We start from the raw sequence: 19,638 nt of genomic DNA on the forward strand, positions 1-19,638 counted from the left end.
CTATATGCCTAGTCATTACAATGATCCATTGTCTAAAGATGCAGTTCATGTTGGAGGCTTTTCGAGAAAAGCAGGCGATGCAACAAATGAAATCAAAGCATTAGTTATAACAAAAATAATTAGTTATGGAACTCAATACGGCTTATCAACGGGGGATATAGCGAATCTGATCGCTTTTGCAAAAATTGAATCTGGCTTTAATCCTGATGCTGCTGCAAAAGGCAACCACACATCAGCCTCGGGCATCTTTCAAATCACAGACTCAACGGCAAAAGATGCTACCAAAAGATTAAATGGAAAACCTCGAGTTAACAGCATTGATTCCGGAGAGTATGACCGGTTCGATATAGATTCGAATATTAAGTTCGGCATACAAATTTATCTTGATAAAAAAATTCGCGCTAAATCAGACAATGCATATGAAATTTATAAAGCTTGGAATTCAAATCCAGAGGAATATGAAAAATACAAAAATCAACTGGAAGTAGACAGTAAAAACTTCGAAATCAACCTTAAACAAAACAAAAAAATCGTAGATTTGATTAGCCAAACTGGCTACGATGACGATTCCACAACTGCAGATGCTGAGTATTCTTACTCAGAAAACAATGATACTGTCAAAGTTCTATATCAATACAAAAGTTTAGATCAAGTCTCAGTTTTAACTTATGAAGATTACGATTTTGAAAGCAGCGTTTTATTAAGTACGCAGAAAATCTCACTTCACAAAGATTTTGTTGTGAAGAAGACCGACAATAACGCAGACGGTACCTGGGACAACTTCAACTTCGGCATCGACAACAATTACGACGGCTCGCTCGACAGATTCATCAACACCGGCAACACCCAGAACAGCATGTTCAACGCCGACCGCCAGTTGCAATCGCTGTTCAGGGGCGGGCAACTGGGTTCCGGTTTCTGGCAGGACTACACCGACTGGTCGACCACGCAACTGGTGACCAACAACCTGCATTCCTTTATTCCCGATTACGTCATTCCCGACTTGAGCCCCATCGGTGCATTTTACGAAAGCAAGTCGGCGGCTTTCGACAGCGCCGCATCGATCTCGGCGAAAACATTGCGCATCCTCGACAGCGCAGGGCGTGCGATCAACGCGAGCCAGCTTGCTGCGCTGGATGCCGATGGGGATGACAAGCTAAGCGGCGTGGAGTTATTTGGCTTGCGGGCATGGCGTGACCTGAATGAGGATGGCATCGCCAATTTGGATGGCACTGTCAATGGCGAACTAACTTACCTGAGCCTTGCGCTCGCCGGCGCGGGCACGGACAGGATCCGGGCAAACGACTATGCCTTCTACACGGAAGGCAATGCGAATTACGGCCCTGTCTTGCAAAAACTCTTTTCAGGGGCATTAAAAAGTCAGTTCGAGCCTTCCGCACCAATGGCAGCAGCCAGCAATTACACGCTACTGCGCAACACCGATAACCGCTTCACTATCGACGCCGACTCCTGGATAGACTGGTCTGCCGACATGATCAAGATTTCCAGCGACCAGCGCAGCATGGTGGGGACGGATGGCGCGGACACCTTCGACATCGCTTATTACGCCGCCTATAACGGCCAGTATTTTGACCTCAGCCGCGTGCAGGACTTCCACGCTGGCGGTGGCGACGACTTTGTTGGTGGAAGCGAACGTAGCGACAGCATCTGGGGCGGCTCCGGCAATGACCGGCTGCTGGGCTACGCCGGTGACGACCGGATTTACGGTGAAGAAGGTAGCGACACCCTGGAAGGAAACGCCGGGAACGATACGATGGACGGAGGCTTCGGCAATGACCTACTGTACGGCAACGATGGCGATGACACGCTGGTCGGCGGCGAGGGCAACGACGAACTCCAGGGCAATGCCGGCAACGATGTGGTCTACGGCGGCAACGGCGCAGACAAGCTCTTTGGTCATGTAGGCAATGACACGCTGATCGGCGGCGAAGGAAATGACATATTGATGGGATTCACCCCCACCAACGATGCCAAGCAGACGCTCGCCCCCGGTGAAACCGATGACGACGTACTGTTCAGCGGCAATGGCGACGACGACATGTGGGGCGGTGTGGGCAATGATTCCCTCGATGGCGGCGCGGGCGCCGATCTGGTGATGGGCAACGATGGCGACGATGTCCTGTTCGGCGGTGACGGGGACGATGAACTCAATGGCGCCACTGGAAGTGACGTGCTGATGGGCGATGCTGGCGCGGACAAACTGTTCGGCGGAATAGGTGACGACCAGCTCTGGGGCGGCGATGGCGACGACATATTGATAGGCTTTACGCCGTCCAACGACAGCCGGCAAACGCTGTCGGCATGGGAAAGCGACAATGACCAGTTGTTTGGCGGCGCCGGCAACGACTTCGTGCTGGGCGGCCTGGGCAGCGATCAGTTGTGGGGCAGTAACGGGGACGACGAGCTGCAGGGGAACGAGGGCAACGACGCGCTGTATGGCGAAACCGGCGAGGACCGCCTGTTCGGCGGTATCGGCAACGATATCCTCTACGGCGGCGACGGCAACGACCTCCTGGTCGGCTTCAACGGCTCCAACGAGATGAAACAGTCCCTCGTTGCGGGCGAAACCGATGACGATTTCCTGTATGGCGGCGCGGGCAACGACACCCTGCTGGGCGGGCTGGGCAACGACTACCTCGATGGCGGCGCCGGCGCCGACGACATGGAAGGCGGCATGGGTGACGACACTTATATCGTCAACAGCGTCAACGACGTAATCCTCGAGCAACGCGGGGAAGGCGTCGACAAGGTCAGGAGCAGCTGCAACACTGTCCTTAACGCCAACATAGAGGAACTCCGGCTGCTGGAGGGCTACACCATTAACGGCACCGGCAACAGCCTGGACAACACCATCATCGGCAATGGCCAGGACAATATCCTGGATGGCGTGACAGGAGCCGATGTGATGACAGGCGGCGCCGGCAACGACACCTATTATGTCGACAACACCGGCGACCGGGCTGTCGAGTTCGCCGGTGAAGGCACGGACACCGTCAACGCCAGCATCAGCCATACCCTCGGCGCCAATCTGGACAACCTGATGCTGCTGGACTTCTCCAAGGCAGAGAAAGGCATCGCAGACGGCATCGACATCCTGGTTTATGGCTACCCCAAGGCCTTCGAACTCGATTACATGCAGGGCAATGCGGTCGCCGGCTACCGGGGCACTTGCGCGTTGACCGCGATTGCCAACCTGGGCACGCAAGCCAGCCAGCCGCTGTCGGAGGCGGATGTCGTGCAACGCGCAATCGACCACAAGTGGGCCGTCACCGATGCCGCAGTAAGCGACTACCAGCGCGGCGGCTCCAACTACCTCGGGCAGCAGGCGCTGCTCGACAGCTACGGCATCCGCAATGGCCGGGTAACCGGCTACGACGAACAGGCCATCGCCAACTTGCTCAAGGGCGGTCGCGGCGTCATCATCGGCGTCAATGCCGGCAAACTGTGGGGCGACAGCGCCTACGTTGACAACGGCGGCGTCAACCATGTCGTCACCGTCACCGGCGTCGCCTGCGACGCAACGACCGGCGCCATCAACGGCTTCTACATCGCCGACTCGGGCCGGGGCATGGTCAGCGACATGACACGCTACCTGTCGCTTGCCGACTTCCGCGCCGACGCCAATGTGCCCAATGCCTACGCGATCTACACCGTCGAGCCGATCAAGCTGTGGGAAGAAAATATCGACGGCACCGGCAATGCGCTCGACAACCTTATCACTGGCAACCGCGGCGACAACGTGCTTGCCGGCGGCAAGGGCCGGGACACGCTCATCGGCGGCGCAGGCAGCGACACCTATGTCTTTGCAAGGGGCGACGGTACGGACACCATCGTGGAGAGCGATGGCTTTGCCGGCAACGTCGACTCCCTGCGGTTCACCGACTTGAACCAGGACCAGCTGTGGTTCAGCCAGGTTGGCAACAATCTGCAGATCGACGTTATCGCCCCTGCCGCGACGGCATGGTACAGCCGTTCCGGCGCGCGCCAGCAGACCAGCAGCGTCAACTCGATCGACCAGATTACCGTCAAGGACTGGTATCTCCCCGATGCACAAGGTGGCGACCGCCAGCTCGAACGCATCGCGACCGCGGACGGCCTCAGTTTGTCGAACACCGACGTGGACAGGCTGATCCAGGCCATGGCCAGTTTTGCCGTGCCCGCGATGGCTCAAACCGTCTGGACCACCTCACCGCTTGCCGCTGCTTCGCCGCAAATGGCGGTGGTCCACTGAACCGTAGGCATTGCCACCCTGGTCAGGGCGGCAATGCCTTAGCAAGACCCTGCTTGCGATGCGCCGCCTTCCTGTCTGCCAATGACGGGAAGCAGCGTATCCACCTCCTTCACCGGCTTTCTTAGCCTGCATCCATTGGCCGCATCCCTTGACTACGGCAATCGACACATGCTCTTCGCCGGAGCCGCAGGCCGCTGCCGGCCCGGCGCCTGACACCGGCCTGCAATGCCTGATTTTGATGAGCAGGCTGCACGGCATGGCAGCCGATGCAGCCCAGCTCCGCCATCGGTTCGGACAGGAAGCCTTCACCACGCAAACCATCCTGCTTGCGGCCAGGCACCTCGGGCTGAGCGCGAAGAACGTGCTGCAGGCGCCAGACCGCCTCGACCGCGCGCCGCTGCCGGCAATCAGCAGGGACCGGGCCGGCAACTACTGCATTCTCGGCAAGCTCGACATGGCGCAGGCGCCGGCCCGCGTACTCATACAGCGGCCCGGGCAGCCGGCCGAGGTGATCAGCCTCGAAAGCTTCCTGTCCGACTGGTCGGGGGAACTGATTTTCTTCACCAGCAAGGCCAGCTTCGCCGGCGTGATGGCGCGCTTCGACTTCACCTGGTTCATCCCGGCCGTCATCAAGTACCGCAAGACGCTGGGCGAGGTGCTGCTCATTTCGCTGGTGCTGCAGCTCATTGGGCTGGTTACGCCGATGTTCTTCCAGGTCGTGATGGACAAGGTGCTGGTCAACCATGCAATGAAGACCCTGAACGTCATCGGCATCGGCCTGATTGCCGCCACCGTGTTCGAAGCGGTGTTGACGGCTATCCGCACCGCGGTCTTTGCCAATACCAGCAGCAAGATCGATGTGGAGCTGGGCACGCGGCTCTTCGGGCACTTGCTGAGCTTGCCGATCAGTTATTTCCAGGCACGGCGCGTGGGCGACTCGGTCGCCCGCATCCGCGAGCTTGAAAACATCCGCGCCTTCCTGACCGGCAATGCAATGACGCTGGTGCTGGACCTGGCATTTTCCTTCGTCTTCATCGGCGTCATGCTCTGGTACAGCCCGATGCTGACCCTGGTCGTGCTGGCCTCCATTCCTCTTTATCTCGGCCTATCTTTCGTCTTCACGCCGCTGCTGCGCGCCAGGCTCGACGCCAAGTTCAACAAGAGCGCGGAGAACCAGTCCTTCCTGGTCGAGACCCTGAGCGGCATGGACACGGTCAAGGCCATGGCGGTGGAACCGCGCTGGCAGCAGAAGTGGGACAAGCAGCTTGCCGCCTATGTCTCGGCCGGGATGTCGTGCACCAATCTGTCGCTGGTGGCAAGCGGGGGCGTCAGCCTGGTGAGCAAGCTGGTGACGGCCGCCATCATGTGGCTGGGCGCGCTGCAGGTGATCGACCAGCAGCTGACGGTGGGCGAACTGGTCGCCTTCAACATGCTGGCCGGCCAGGTGTCCTCGCCTATCCTGCGGCTGGCGCAGCTATGGAACGACTTTCAGCAGGTCGGCATTTCCATGAGCCGCCTCGGCGACATCCTGAATGCGCATGCCGAAGCAAGCGGGCAGAAGACGCGGCTGCCGCGCATTGCGGGCGCCATCGAGTTCGACCAGGTCTCGTTTCGCTACCGTGCCGACGCGCCCGACGTGATCCGAAGCGTGCAATTGACGATCGCGCCCGGCGAGCTGATCGGCATCGTCGGCCGCTCGGGTTCAGGCAAGAGCACGCTGACCAAGCTGGCGCAGCGGCTCTACGTGCCCGACCGCGGCCGGGTGCTGGTGGACGGGCAGGACATTGCCGTCATCGACAGCGCGTCGCTGCGGCAGCAGATCGGCGTGGTGCTGCAGGAAAATACGCTCTTCTCCCGCTCCGTCAGGGACAACATTGCGCTCGCCGACCCGGCGCTGCCGATCGAACGCATCATCGACGCGGCCAAACTGGCGGGCGCCCATGAATTCATCTGCGAGCTGCCGGAAGGCTATGACACGCTGGTGGGAGAACATGGCACGGGCCTCTCGGGCGGACAGCGCCAGCGTGTGGCAATTGCCCGGGCCCTGATTTCCAATCCGCGCATTTTGATCTTCGACGAGGCGACCAGCGCGCTGGACTACGAATCGGAAAAAATCATCCAGGACAATATGCGTCAGATCTGCGCGGGCCGCACGGTGCTGGTCATTGCGCACCGGCTCTCCGCGGTGCGCGACGCCAGCCGCATCGTCGTCATGGATCGCGGGCAGATTGCCGAGAGCGGCAGCCACGAAGAATTGCTGCGGCTGCCCGATGGCATTTACCGCCACCTGTTTCACTTGCAGAGCGCGCCGCGCCCGATGGCCGGCACGGCAAGGGCGGCGACATGAGCCTGCGCCATCGCTTGCAGGCAATGCACGACCTGACGCGGCACTACGGTGCGGTGTTCCGCCATTTCTGGGCGTTGCGCGGCACGATGCGGACCGACTTTTTCAATCAGCAGGAAGCGGCATTCCTGCCGGCCGGGCTGGCGCTGCAGGAGAGCCCGGCATCGGCCAGCCTGCGCTGGACGGCCCGGGTGCTGATGGCGCTGGTGGGCGCGCTGCTGCTGTGGTCGGTGCTGGGGAAACTGGACATCATCGTCAATGCCGGCGGCAAGATCATTCCATCGGCGCGCATCAAGACCATTGCCTCGGTCGACACCGCTGTCGTGCGTTCCCTGCATGCCAGGGAAGGCCAGGTAGTGAAGGCCGGCGAGCTGCTGGTGGAACTCGACACCAGCGCGCAGGACGCCGAACGCGACAAGGCCGACGGCGACCGTGCGGCGGCGTTGCTGCAGGCGGCAAGGTCGCAGGCGCTGCTCGACGCCATCGAGCGGATGCAGCCGCCCTTGCTCGACAAGGTCGCCGCCGCGTCCGGCGCCCAATGGCAGGCGGCGCGGCTGCAAGTGGAAGGCCAGTACCGCCAGTTCCGCGCACGCCTCGCGCAGATCGACGGCAACATCGCGCGGCATGCCGCGGCGCTGCCGCTGGCGACGCGGCATGCCGAAGACTACCGGGTGCTGGCGCAGCAGCACGACGTGGCGCCGCATGCGTGGCTGGAGAAGGAGCAGGCCCGCATCGACCTCGCCGGCCAGCTTGCCGAAGCGCGCCACCAGCGTGCCGCGCTGGTGGCCGAGACGCGCCGCGAAGCGCTCGACGCAGGGGCTGAGGGCCGCCGGCTCGCGGCCGCCAGCGCGCAGGACGCGCGCCGGGCCAGCGACCACGGCCGGCTGCTGCGGCTGCTCTCGCCGGTGGACGGCACGGTGCAGCAGCTGGCAATCCACACGGTGGGCGGCGTGGTGCCGGCCGCGCAGCCGCTGATGCAGGTCGTGCCGCGCGAGGACCAGGTCGAGGTCGAGGCATTCATCGACAACAAGGACGTCGGCTTCGTCCACGAGGGACAGGACGCCGCGGTCAAGATCGACGCCTTCGACTACACCCGCTACGGCACGGTGCCCGCGACCGTGACCCATGTCTCGCGCGACGCGATACAGGATGAAAAAAAGGGCCTGATCTACTCGGTCAGGGTGGCCTTGCGCCAGAACAGCATAGCAGTCGGCGGCAGGCCGGCGGCGCTGTCGGCCGGCATGTCGGCCAGCGTGGAAATACGGACAGGCGAGCGGCGCATCATCGCCTATGTGCTCTCGCCACTGGTTCAGCATCAGCACGAGGCCCTGCATGAGCGCTAGATTCCAGGCCGTGTTCCTTGCGCTGTGCATGAGCGGCAGTGCCTGCGCCGGCGACCTGATGGACCGGGTATTCATGCCGCTGGCCGATCCCTTGTCCACGCTGCCGCCTGTCATCGTCGATGGCGCCATGCTGCCCGGCGACACGACGGCCCATTCCTGCGCTGCCGTCGCTGAAACGCCCGGCGCGCTGACGCTGGCGGCGGCGGTGGACCTGGCGCTTTGCCGCAACCCGCAAATCGCCGGTGCCTGGGCCGGCATCCGCGTGCAGGCGGCCGGCCTGGGCCAGGCGCAGGCGGCCTACCTGCCGAACGTCTCCGCCAGCGCCGGCCGCCAGCACAGCCGCACCAGCCTGTCCGGCGCTGGTTCCGACGCCAGCACCCTCTCCAGCAACCTGATGTCGGTCACGCTGGGCTGGCGCCTGTTCGACTTCGGTGGCCGCGCCGCCGCCGCCCGTTCGGCGCAGGCACTGCTGGACGCGGCGCTGGCGAGTCACGACGCCAGCTTGCAGGCGGTGCTGGCCGCCGTGGTCCAGTCCTATTTCGACGCACAGACCGCCCAGTCCGCATCGCAATCGCGGCAGCGCCAGGAAGCCACGGCAAGCGCGTTGCTGGAGACGGTGTCCCGGCGCGAGCAGCGCGGCGCGGCGGCGCGCACCGACACCCTGCAGGCAGCCACGGCGCTGGCGCGGGCAAGCCTGGAGCGCAGCCGCGCCGACGGTGCTTTCCGCAAGTCGCTGGCGGCGCTGGTGGCTGTGATGGGCATGCCGGGCACGACTCGGCTTACCTTGGCGGACGACCTGGCCGACCCGGACGACGCGGTTCGCGGCGAGCTCGACAGCTGGCTGGCCGAGACGCAGGCACAGCACCCGGCGCTACAGGCCGCGCGCGCACAACTGGCCTCGGCGCAGGAAAATATCGACACTGCCCGCGCCGAAGGCTTGCCGAGGCTGGACTTCAACACCGCGCACTACCGCAACGGCCGCCCCAACCAGGGCGCGACGCGAAACACGCAGGAAACCGTGGCCGGCGTCACCCTCACCATTCCCCTGTTCGACGGCTTTTCCCATACCTACAAGGTGCGAGGCGCTGTCGCCCAGGCGGAACGGAAAGAGGCCGACCTGCGCGAACTGGAACAGCAGGTCGCGATGGACGTGGCCAAGGCCCTTGCCGACGCCAGCGCCGCGCTGGCCAACCTGGCGGCATCCAAAACACTGCTCGACGCCGCCGAACAGGCCCGCGACTCGGTCCAGCGCCGATACGACCGCGACGCCGCCGATGTCCGCGACCTGCTCGGCACGCAGGCCAGCGTCGACGAAGCCCAGCAGGAACGCCTGCGCTGCCTGGCGGACTGGCGTTCGGCAAGGCTGCGGCTGTTGGCTGTGGCGGGGAGGATGGGGAGGTGGGCGCTGGTGAAATGAGCGAGGACAACGCTCGCTACTGGGCGCCGTCTGTCAGGTGCAATAAGGTCCAGCACGCAAGCTTGCCGCTCGCATCAACGTCACCGATGACGCTGGTGGAGTACTTACTCCGCTGTTGCTATTACTATTTCTACTGTTGCTGTTACTACTATCGCTCCCGCAGCCCGAACCGCTACACCGCCCTGAAATTCCGCAAGCCATCCACATCCAGTATCGTCACCCCGCCATACTCGAGCCGCAGCAATCCCTCCCGTTCCAGCAATTGCAGGGCCTGGTTGGCGCGCTGGCGCGATGTGCTGCACAGGTAGCCGATTTCTTCCTGGGAAATCTGCAGCTGGTGGCCGGCTGCCGGGTTCAGGTAAGGATTGAACAGTGCGGCCAGGCAGCGCGCCACCCGGGCGTCGGTTTCCAGCGAACGGTCGTATTCGACCAGCGAGATGAACAGGCCGAGCCGCGCATTGAGCTGCATCAGCAGGAAACGGTTGAACGGGATGCTGTTGTCCAGCAGCCATTGGAAGGTGGCGCGCGGCATCAGCGCGATGCGGCTGTCGCGCAATGCCACCACGTCGTATTTCCGGTGCTCGTTGTTGAGCAGCGAGCCTTCGCCGAACCAGCCGCCGGCGAGCATGCCGGTGAAGGTGACGGTCTTGCCTTCCGGCGACACGCTGCTCATTTTCAGCAGGCCGTCGGTCACGCCCATCCAGTGCTCGACCGGGTCGCCCTTGCGGCAGGCGTAGCCGCCGGCGGGGACGAAGCGTTCGACCATGTCCGCCTCGACCCGCGCCATCTGGGCGGCGTCCAGCGAGCGTGCCCACATGGTGCAGGCAAGGATTTCTCTGAAAGACGGGCTGGATAGGGACATGGTGCGTTGCAATATCAAAAGTCGGGCAAAAGTGGCCAATTGTCTTTTAAATGACAGCCGGATGGCTGCGGGCGAGCCTATTATCATCCCATAAAAAAATTTGGCGTCATCCATCCGCTGCCTAGCCCTGTCCGCAAGGCTGCAGCGGACCGGATAGACCGAACACACGGACCATATCGATAAAGGATGGCCATGTTGGAGACAAGACAGGACGCCGCGGCGGATACCTTTCCGCGGCTGCTGCTGCAGCATGCGCGCTTGCGGCCGCAGCAACCGGCCTTTCGCGAGAAGGATCTCGGCATCTGGCAGACCACGAGCTGGTCGCAGGTGGCTGATGAAGTGCGGGCGCTGGCCTGCGGGCTGGCCGCCCTGGGTTTCAGGCGCGGAATGAATCTGGCCATCGTCGGCGACAACAGGCCGCGCCTGTACTGGGCGATGTCGGCTGCCCAGTGCCTGGGCGGCGTGCCGGTGCCGCTGTACCAGGACGCGCCGGCGGCCGACATGGCCTTCGTGCTGGACAATGCCGAGATCGACTTCACGGTGGTGGAGGACCAGGAACAGGTTGACAAGCTGCTGGAGATCAAGCAGACCGTGCCGCGCCTGTCGCACATCGTCTACGACGACGAACGCGGCATGCGCCACTATGCGCAGCCCGAGCTGTGCGCCTATGAAAAGCTGCAGCGGATCGGCCGCGAGTACGACCGCGCCCACCCGGACTTCTTCCAGGGGGAAATCGACAAGGGCAGCGCCGCCGACGTCGCCGTCATCCTCTACACCTCCGGCACCACCGGCAAGCCCAAGGGCGTCTGCCATACCCACGCGGCGATGATCGCGACCGCCCAGGTGCTGACCGAGTTCGACCATCTCGACGACCACAACGACGTGCTGTGCTACCTGCCGCTGGCCTGGGTCGGCGACTTCCTGTACTCGTTCGCGATGTCCCATGTCGGCGGCTTCTGCCTGAACTGCCCGGAGTCGCCGGCCACGGTGATGACCGACCTGCGCGAGATCGGGCCAACCTATTATTTCGGGCCGCCGCGGGTGTACGAAAACATCCTGACCCAGGTGATGATCCGGATCGAGGACGCCAGCTGGATCAAGCGCCGGATGTTCCACGCGGCGATGAAGCTGGCGCGCCGGGTGGGCATCCGCATCCTCGACGGCCATGGCAATGTGTCGCTGGCCGACCGCGCCGCCTACCTGCTGGGCGAGCTGCTGGTCTACGGCCCGCTGAAGAACGTGCTGGGCATGTCCCGCATCCGCACCGCCTATACCGGCGGCGAGGCGATCGGCCCCGACCTGTTCGACTTCTACCGCTCCATCGGCATCAACCTGAAGCAGCTGTACGGCATGACCGAGACCTGCGTCACGGTCTGCATGCAGGCCTCGGGCGACGTGCGGCTCGACACCGTGGGCAAGCCCATGCCCGGCGTGGAAGTGCGCATCGCCGACAACGGCGAGGTGCTGGTGCGCTCGCCCGGCCTGATGCAGGGCTACTGGAAGCGGCCCGACGCGACCGCCGAGGCGATCGACGCGGCCGGCTATTTCCATACTGGCGACGCCGGCTTCTTCGATACCGGCGGCCACCTGAAAATCATCGACCGGGCCAAGGATGTCGGCAAGATGGCGGACGGCACGCTGTTCGCGCCCAAGTACATCGAGAACAAGCTGAAATTCTTCCCCTTCATCAAGGAGGCGGTGGCCTTCGGCAACGAGCGCGACCGCTGCATGGCCTTCATCAACATCGACATGGATGCGGTCGGCAACTGGGCAGAGCGGCGCGGCCTGGCCTACAGCGGCTATACCGACCTGGCCGCGCAGCCGGCGGTCTACGACCTGATCGCCGACTGCGTCGCCAGGGTCAACGCCGACCTCGCCGCCGACGCGCTGCTGGCCAACTCGCAGGTGCACCGCTTCCTGATCCTGCACAAGGAACTGGATCCGGACGACGACGAGCTGACCCGCACCCGCAAGGTGCGGCGCGGCTTCATCGCGGAGAAATACGCGGTGCTGATCGAGGCGCTGTATGCGGGACGGGAATCGCAGTACATCGAGACCCAGGTCCGCTTCGAGGATGGCCGCCGGGGCACGGTCAGCGCCGATCTGAAGATACGCGACGTCAAGCCGTCCATGGCCGCGAAGCCCGCTGCCCGGCCCGCGGTGAAGGAGGCGGCATGAGCGCCGTCCTGCAGGAAACCGGCGTGCCGCCGGCGACGGCGCGCCGCACCGGCGAGGTGATCCTCGACCTGAAAAAAATCTCGCTGTCCTTCGGCGGCGTCAAGGCGCTGACGGACATTTCATTCGATGTGCGCGAGCATGAGATCCGCGCCATCATCGGCCCCAACGGCGCCGGCAAGAGCTCGATGCTCAACGTCATCAACGGCGTCTACCATCCGCAGCAGGGCGAGATCGTCTACCGCGGCGTGCCGCGGCGCGGCATGAACACCTATGACGCGGCCAGGAGCGGCATTGCCCGCACCTTCCAGAACATCGCGCTGTTCAAGGGCATGACGGTGCTGGACAACATCATGACCGGCCGCAACCTGAAGATGAAGTCCAACTTCCTGCTGCAGGCGCTCTACTGGGGGCCGGCGCAGCGCGAGGAAATGGCGCACCGGCGCGAGGTGGAGAAGGTGATCGACTTCCTGGAGATCCAGCATATCCGCAAGACGCCGGTGGGCCGCCTGCCCTACGGCCTGCAGAAGCGGGTCGAGCTGGGGCGCGCCCTGGCCGCGCAGCCCGAGATCCTGCTGCTGGACGAGCCGATGGCCGGCATGAACGTGGAAGAGAAGCAGGACATGTGCCGCTTCATCCTCGACGTCAACGACCAGTTCGGCACCACCATCGTGCTGATCGAGCATGACATGGGCGTGGTGATGGACATCTCCGACCGCGTGGTGGTGCTGGACTACGGCCGCAAGATCGCCGACGGCACGCCCGACGAGGTCCGTTCCAGCCAGGACGTGATCAATGCCTACCTGGGCGTGGCCCACTGAACCCGGAGCGCAGCGTATGAATTTCTTTTTTGAAGTGCTGATAGGCGGCCTGCTGTCGGGCGTGATGTATGCGTTGGTGGCGCTGGGCTTCGTGCTGATCTACAAGGCATCCGGCGTGTTCAACTTCGCGCAGGGGGCGATGGTGTTCTTCGCCGCGCTGACCTGCGTGTCCATCGTCAACCGCTTCGGCCTGTCGCTGTGGTTCGCCGTGCCGATCACGATGGCGGTGATGGTGCTGCTGGGCCTGGCCATCGAGCGGGTGGTGCTGCGCCCGCTGGTGAACCAGCCGGAAATCACGCTGTTCATGGCCACCATCGGCCTGGCCTTCTTCATCGAGGGCCTGGCCCAGATGCTGTGGGGCGCTCAGGTGCAGCGGCTGGACCTGGGCATCGAGGACGTGCCGATGGAGTCGCTGCTCAACACCTTCAACATCGTCGTCTCGCGCTTCGACGTGATGGCGGCCTGCATCTGCGGCGTGCTGGTGGCCGGCCTGGCCTTCTTCTTCTCGAAAACCAAGATTGGCCGGGCGCTGCGCGCGGTCGCCGACGACCACCAGGCGGCGCTCGCGGTGGGCATACCGCTGCAGCATATCTGGGCCATCGTCTGGTCCGTGGCCGGCTTCGTCGCGCTGGTGGCCGGCATGCTGTGGGGCGCGCGCAATGGCGTCCAGTTCTCGCTGACCTTCATTGCGCTGAAAGCGCTGCCGGTGCTGATCCTCGGCGGCTTCACCTCGGTGCCGGGCGCGATCGTCGGCGGCCTCATCATCGGCGCCTCCGAGAAACTGGCCGAGGTGTATATCGGCCCGATGGTCGGCGGCGGCATCGAGGGCTGGTTCCCCTATGTGCTGGCGCTGCTGTTCCTGCTGGTGCGGCCCGAGGGCCTGTTCGGCGAACGCATCATCCGGAGGATCTGACCATGTACTACCGCGAAGCAGGACAGTTCAAGACCTCCTATGCCGCTGACAGCCGCATCTTCACCATCCGCCAGGACCGCACCGGCATGCTGCTGCTGTGCCTGGTCGCCTTCGTGCTGGTGCCGCTGTGGGCGTCGCCCTACACCTTCTCGGCGATCCTGATCCCCTTCCTGATCTTTTCGCTGGCGGCGCTGGGCCTGAACATCCTCACCGGCTATGCCGGCCAGCTGTCTCTGGGCTCGGCCGCCTTCATGGCGGTGGGCGCATTCGCGTCCTACAACTTCGTGCTGCGCATTCCCGGCATACCGGTGCTGCTGGCCTTCGTGCTGGGCGGCCTGTGCGCGGCGCTGGTGGGCATCGCGTTCGGCCTGCCGTCGCTGCGCATCCGCGGCTTCTACCTGGCCGCGGCCACGCTGGCGACGCAGTTCTTCGTGGTCTGGTGCATGACCAAGATACCGTGGCTGACCAACTACAGCAGCTCCGGCGTCATCACTGCGCAGCAGATCGTGATCTTCGGCTACCAGTTCATCACGCCGGCCAGCAAATACCTGCTGACGCTCGCCATCGTCAGCGCGATGGCGCTGCTGGCCAAGAACATGGTGCGCTCCAATGTCGGCCGCTCGTGGATGGCGGTGCGCGACATGGACGTCGCCGCCGAGGTGATCGGCATCCGGCTGATGCGCACCAAGCTGCTGGCCTTCGCGGTCAGCTCCTTCTACTGCGGCGTCGCCGGCGCGCTGTATGCGTATGCCTACCTCGGCACGGTCGAGCCGGAAGCCTACAACCTCGACCTGTCGTTCCGCATCCTGTTCATGATCATTATCGGCGGCGTCGGCTCCATCCTCGGCTCCTTCCTCGGCGCGGCCTTCATCGTGCTGCTGCCGATCCTGCTGAACGTGATTGCGCATGCGCTGTCGCTGCCGACCTCGGTGGCGTCCAACCTGGAGCTGATGGTGTTCGGCGCGCTGATCATCTTCTTCCTGATCGTCGAGCCGCACGGCCTTGCCCGGCTGTGGCAGATCGCCAAGGAGAAGCTGAGGCTGTGGCCGTTCCCGCATTGAACATGCCTGTCTTGCAAAGCGTTTGACCATAACAACCAAGGAGAAGAGACGATGAGAACCATGAAGTCACTGATGCTCGCCGCCGCGCTGGCCGGCGCCTGCGGCACGGTCGCAGCGCAGGAACAGTATGTGCCGCTGCTGTCCTACCGGGTCGGACCGTATGCCGCCGGCGGCACCGGCTTCTACGGCGGCGTGATCGACTACTTCAACCTGGTCAACATGAACGGCGGCATCAACGGCGTCAAGCTGACCTGGGAAGAATGCGAGACCGAATACAACGCCTCCCGCGGCGTCGAATGCTACGAGCGCCTGAAGACCCGGAACGGCGGCGCGTCGCTGGTCGAGCCGCTGTCCACCGGCATCGCGTACGGCATCCTCGACCGCGTCGGCGCCGACAAGATCCCGATGACCACGCTGGGCTACGGCCGCTCCGACGCCGCCAACGGCAAGGTCTTCCCCTACGTGTTCCCGCTCATCACCAGCTACTGGAACCAGGCTGCCGCGATGGTGAAGTACCTGGGCGAGAAGTCGGGCGGCATGGACAAGCTCAAGGGCAAGAAAATCGTCCATCTCTACCATGACTCGGCCTACGGCAAGGAGCCGCTGCCGGTGCTGGAGGAGCAGGCAAAGCAGTACGGCTTCGAACTGGTCAAGATTCCCATCGCCCCGCCCGGCAACGACCAGCAGTCGCAATGGCTGCAGATCCGCCAGGCCAACCCCGACCACGTGATCCTGTGGGGCTTCGGCGTGATGAACGCCGTCGCCATCAAGACCGCCCAGCGCAACGGCTTCCCGCGCGAGAAGATCCTTGGCGTCTGGTGGGCCGGTTCCGAAGAAGACACCACGCCCGCCGGCGACGCTGCCAAGGGCTACACCACGATGACCTTCAACACGCCCGGCAATTACCCGGTCCTCGACGAGATCCGCAACAAGGTCTATGCCGGCGGCAAGGGCAACCTCGAAGACAAGACCCGCATCGGCTCGGTCTACCACATGCGCGGCGTGACCGCCGCGATCCTGTCGGTGGAAGCGATCCGCAATGCGCAGGCCAAGTACGGCAAAGGCAAGACCATGACCGGCGAGCAGGTCCGCTGGGGCCTGGAGAACCTGAATGTGGATGCTGCGCGGCAGAAAGCGCTGGGAGCGTTCGACATGTTCCCGCCGGTGAAGACGTCGTGCGAGGACCACGAAGGGTCCGGCGCGGTCAAGGTGCAGCAATGGGACGGGAAGAAATGGGTGGCGGTGTCCAAGGACTGGGTGGTTGGGGACAAGGCTTTGACGCGCAAGCTGCTTGAGGAAAGCTCGGCCAAGTATGCGGCGGAGAAGAACATCAAGCCAGCATGCCTGGGCGCAGCAAGTTGAGAAAGGCGCTGCCGCGGGGAAGGTTGCGGGGGCGAGCCGGTTGCGGCGCGGCGGGTTACGCGCAGCGACAGTTGCAGTTAGCTCCGCGCAGCGACCGTTGCGGTTGCATTTAGCCCCGCGTAGCGACCGTTGCAGTTGCCGTTGAAGTGGCTGTTGCCGTTGCTTGTGAAGTGGCCGTTGTCGTTGCCGTTGCAGTGAATCCCCGTTGATGACGCCACGTCGCTGGTGCCGAAATCGGATAAAGAAGCGTCCGCTGTCTGAGCGAAGCGAGTTTCGGACGCTTCCCGATTTCGGTGCCAGCGGCGTGGGCACCCCGCGCAGCGGGGCGGCATCTCCGGGGTCGCCTTCTCTTGCCTACTTCTCTTGGCGAAGCAAGAGAAGTAGGTCGGCTGCCGGGCCGAAACCCGGCTAGGTCGTCCGGCAGGCCAGACGGTATTGCTTCATCCGCCCGCCGGCGCACCGTCGCGAAGCCGCTTCTGCAGTTTGCGACGGCTGCACGTCAGGAGAACGCGCCACAGCGCAAGGCGCCGATGCCGCGTCTGCTGACGGGTGGAACATTGAGGCTTCACTGCCGTGGGGAGTAGCCGGGTGTTCGGCCCGGCAGCCGACCCGCTTTTTTGCTTCGCCAAAAAAGTGGGGCAAAAAAGGCGACCCCTACGATGGCGGTCCGCTACGCGGACTGCACGCGCCGCCAGCACCTGAAACGGGAAGCGTCCGAAACTCGCTTCGCTCAGACAGCGGACGCTTCTTTATCCGTTTCAGGCACTGGCGACGCGTCGCCATCTAACGGGGATTCACTGCAACGGCAACGGCCACTTCACAAGCAGCGGCAACTGCAACGGCAACAGCAGCAACAGCAGCAACAGCAACGGTCGCTGCGCGGGCAACTGCAAAAACAACCGCAACGGTCGCTGCGCGGAGCCAACCAGAACCTGATAGCCGCACCCTCCGGTGCACCCCATGACGAGACAGACCATCATGACAAACCAAACCAAAGAATCACCGTACCTGTCGGTCAACAACATCGAAGTCATCTACGACCATGTGATCCTGGTCCTCAAGGGCGTCTCCCTCCAGGTCCCCCGCGGCGGCATCGTCGCCCTCATGGGCGGCAACGGCGCCGGCAAATCCACCACCCTGAAAGCCATCTCCACCCTCCTCCGCGGCGAACGCGGCGACGTCACCAAGGGCAGCGTCATGTTCGACGGCCAGCGCATCGACCACCTCACCCCGAACGCGCTCGTCCAGCGCGGACTATCCCAGGTAATGGAAGGCCGCCACTGCTTCGCCCACCTGACGATAGAGGAAAACCTGCTCACCGGCGCCTACACCCGCCGCCTGTCGCGCCGCGGCCTGCAGGACGCGCTCGACAAGGTCTACCACTACTTCCCGCGCCTGAGGGAAAGGCGCGGCTCGCAGGCCGGCTATACGTCCGGCGGCGAGCAGCAGATGTGCGCGATCGGCCGCTCGCTGATGGCGCAGCCGTCGATGATCCTGCTGGATGAACCGTCGATGGGCCTGGCGCCGCAGATCGTCGAGGAGATCTTCGAGATCGTCAGGGACCTCAACAGCAAGGAAAACGTGTCCTTCCTGCTGGCCGAACAGAACACGACCGTCGCGCTGCGCTATGCGGATTTCGGCTACATCCTGGAAAACGGCCGGGTCGTGATGGAAGGCGAGGCGGCGGCGCTGGCGTCGAACGAGGACGTCAAGGAGTTCTACCTCGGCGTGTCCGGCGCGGGACGCAAGAGCTTCCGCGACATGAAGTTTTACCGCCGCCGCAAACGCTGGCTGGCCTGAACAACCCAACCCTGGCGGATCATCATGTCCAATTACTTCGACGAACTTGAAACCCGCAGTCCGCAGGAGCGTGAACGCGACCTGATGGCGCGGCTGCCGCGGCTGATCGCGCATGCGCAGACCGCGCCGGGCTGGGCCGGCATCCTGCACGGTGTGGCGGCAGGCGACATCAGCAGCAGGACTGCGCTGGCGCAGCTGCCGGTCACCCGCAAGTCCGACCTGAAGGCGCTGCAGCAGGCCGACGCGCCGTTCGGCGGGCTGACCACGACCGCGCCGCGCAGGCTGGCCCGCATCGCCATGTCGCCCGGCCCCATCTTCGACCCGGAGGGCCGGGGCGCCGACTGGTGGCGCTATGCCCGGCCATTTCACGCGGCAGGCATACGCGGCGGCGACCTGATACAGAACTGCTTTTCCTATCACTTCACGCCGGCCGCCTTCATGGTCGAGGGCGGTGCGTTCAGGCTGGGCTGCACCGTGGTGCCGGCCGGCAGCGGCCAGACCGAGATGCAGGTGCAGGCCATCGCCGCACTCAGGCCCGACGCGTATGCCGGCACGCCGTCCTTCCTCAAGATCATCATCGAGAAGGCCGAGGAGATGGGCGCGGACATCGGCAGCCTGCAGTGCGCGGTGGTGGGCGCGGAAGCGCTGCCGCCGTCGCTGCGGTCCTGGCTGCAGCAGCATGGCGTGGCGCGCGTGCTGCAGACATACGGGTCGGCCGACATCGGCAACATCGCCTACGAGACCATGAGCCGCGGCGAGGTCAACCCGGGCATGGTGCTGGACGAGGAACTGCTGCTGGAAATCGTGCGCCCCGGCACCGGCGACCCGGTGGCGCCAGGCGAGGTCGGCGAGGTCGTCATCACCTCGTTCAACCCGGACTACCCGCTGGTGCGCTTCGCCACCGGCGACCTGTCGGCGGTGCTGGAGGGCATCGCGCCATGCGGCCGCACCAATACCCGCATCCGCGGCTGGATGGGCCGGGCGGACCAGACCACCAAGGTCCGCGCGATGTTTGTCCATCCGTCGCAGGTGGCGGAGATCACCCGCCGCCATCCTGAAATCCGGCGGGCGCGGCTGGTGGTCAGCGGGGAAATGGCAAACGACGTGATGACGCTGCAATGCGAGGTCGAAGAGCCGGACAACGGCATGCTTCAGGAAGCCATCGTCGCCAGCATCCGCGACATCACCAAGCTGCGCGGGGACGTGTCGCTGGTCGCAGTTGGCAGGCTGCCCAATGACGGGCGCGTGATCGAGGATGCGCGCCGCTACGAATGACGCTGACGGCCGC

General features: G+C 63.8%; 13 protein-coding genes. 11 read left to right on the plus strand and 2 right to left on the minus strand.

The window, feature by feature from the left end:
* The first annotated feature begins 4 nt into the window (after positions 1-4).
* The 4 genes from QOL82_RS25440 (at position 5) to QOL82_RS25455 (ending at position 9,356) form a co-directional block, all read left to right on the plus strand.
* Complete coding sequence (locus QOL82_RS25440; protein WP_283445124.1) at positions 5-4,252, plus strand: transglycosylase SLT domain-containing protein; 4,248 nt, start codon at positions 5-7, stop codon at positions 4,250-4,252.
* Between the two features lie 160 nt (positions 4,253-4,412).
* A complete protein-coding gene (locus tag QOL82_RS25445; RefSeq protein WP_283445168.1) occupies positions 4,413-6,599 on the plus strand; it encodes a type I secretion system permease/ATPase in 2,187 nt (728 codons plus the stop codon).
* Entirely contained in the window at positions 6,596-7,939 is a 1,344-nt protein-coding gene (locus QOL82_RS25450) for an HlyD family type I secretion periplasmic adaptor subunit (RefSeq protein WP_283445125.1), read from the plus strand. Before QOL82_RS25445 ends, QOL82_RS25450 begins: the two co-directional genes overlap by 4 nt.
* On the plus strand, positions 7,929-9,356 hold the full coding sequence (locus tag QOL82_RS25455) for a TolC family protein (RefSeq protein WP_283445126.1): 1,428 nt from the start codon (positions 7,929-7,931) through the stop codon (positions 9,354-9,356). The genes QOL82_RS25450 and QOL82_RS25455 overlap by 11 nt, the downstream gene beginning before the upstream one ends.
* A 172-nt stretch (positions 9,357-9,528) precedes the next feature.
* Here QOL82_RS25455 and QOL82_RS25460 read toward each other — a convergent pair whose 3' ends face one another.
* Positions 9,529-10,218, minus strand: a complete 690-nt coding sequence (locus tag QOL82_RS25460; protein ID WP_283445127.1) for a Crp/Fnr family transcriptional regulator — start codon at positions 10,216-10,218, stop codon at positions 9,529-9,531.
* 192 nt (positions 10,219-10,410) lie between these two features.
* Between QOL82_RS25460 and QOL82_RS25465 the strand changes: the two genes are divergently transcribed.
* Genes QOL82_RS25465 through QOL82_RS25485 form a run of 5 tightly spaced genes read left to right on the plus strand, consistent with a single transcriptional unit; the run spans position 10,411 to position 16,550 of the window.
* On the plus strand, positions 10,411-12,396 hold the full coding sequence (locus QOL82_RS25465; protein WP_283445128.1) for an AMP-dependent synthetase/ligase: 1,986 nt from the start codon (positions 10,411-10,413) through the stop codon (positions 12,394-12,396).
* Complete coding sequence (locus tag QOL82_RS25470; protein WP_283445129.1) at positions 12,393-13,214, plus strand: ABC transporter ATP-binding protein; 822 nt, start codon at positions 12,393-12,395, stop codon at positions 13,212-13,214. Before QOL82_RS25465 ends, QOL82_RS25470 begins: the two co-directional genes overlap by 4 nt.
* Before the next feature lie 16 nt (positions 13,215-13,230).
* Positions 13,231-14,127 (plus strand): branched-chain amino acid ABC transporter permease, encoded by an 897-nt coding sequence (locus QOL82_RS25475; protein ID WP_283445130.1) that lies wholly within the window; start codon positions 13,231-13,233, stop codon positions 14,125-14,127.
* A gap of 2 nt (positions 14,128-14,129) precedes the next feature.
* Complete coding sequence (locus QOL82_RS25480) at positions 14,130-15,188, plus strand: branched-chain amino acid ABC transporter permease (RefSeq protein ID WP_283445131.1); 1,059 nt, start codon at positions 14,130-14,132, stop codon at positions 15,186-15,188.
* A 51-nt stretch (positions 15,189-15,239) separates the two neighbouring features.
* Complete coding sequence (locus tag QOL82_RS25485) at positions 15,240-16,550, plus strand: ABC transporter substrate-binding protein (protein ID WP_283445132.1); 1,311 nt, start codon at positions 15,240-15,242, stop codon at positions 16,548-16,550.
* 794 nt (positions 16,551-17,344) lie between these two features.
* On the opposite strand, the gene QOL82_RS25490 is transcribed toward QOL82_RS25485, so the two are convergent.
* Positions 17,345-17,530 carry a hypothetical protein gene (locus QOL82_RS25490; protein ID WP_283445133.1) on the minus strand — a complete coding sequence of 62 codons (186 nt, stop codon included), beginning with the start codon at positions 17,528-17,530 and terminating at the stop codon, positions 17,345-17,347.
* On the opposite strand from QOL82_RS25490, the gene QOL82_RS25495 reads away from it, so the two are divergent.
* Entirely contained in the window at positions 17,529-18,350 is an 822-nt protein-coding gene (locus tag QOL82_RS25495; RefSeq protein WP_283445134.1) for an ABC transporter ATP-binding protein, read from the plus strand. The genes QOL82_RS25490 and QOL82_RS25495 overlap by 2 nt on opposite strands.
* 24 nt (positions 18,351-18,374) lie before the next feature.
* Complete coding sequence (locus QOL82_RS25500) at positions 18,375-19,625, plus strand: phenylacetate--CoA ligase family protein (RefSeq protein WP_283445135.1); 1,251 nt, start codon at positions 18,375-18,377, stop codon at positions 19,623-19,625.
* Positions 19,626-19,638 lie beyond the last annotated feature (13 nt).

Source organism: Noviherbaspirillum suwonense (genome assembly GCF_900182955.1).
GTDB lineage: Bacteria > Pseudomonadota > Gammaproteobacteria > Burkholderiales > Burkholderiaceae_D > Noviherbaspirillum_A > Noviherbaspirillum_A suwonense.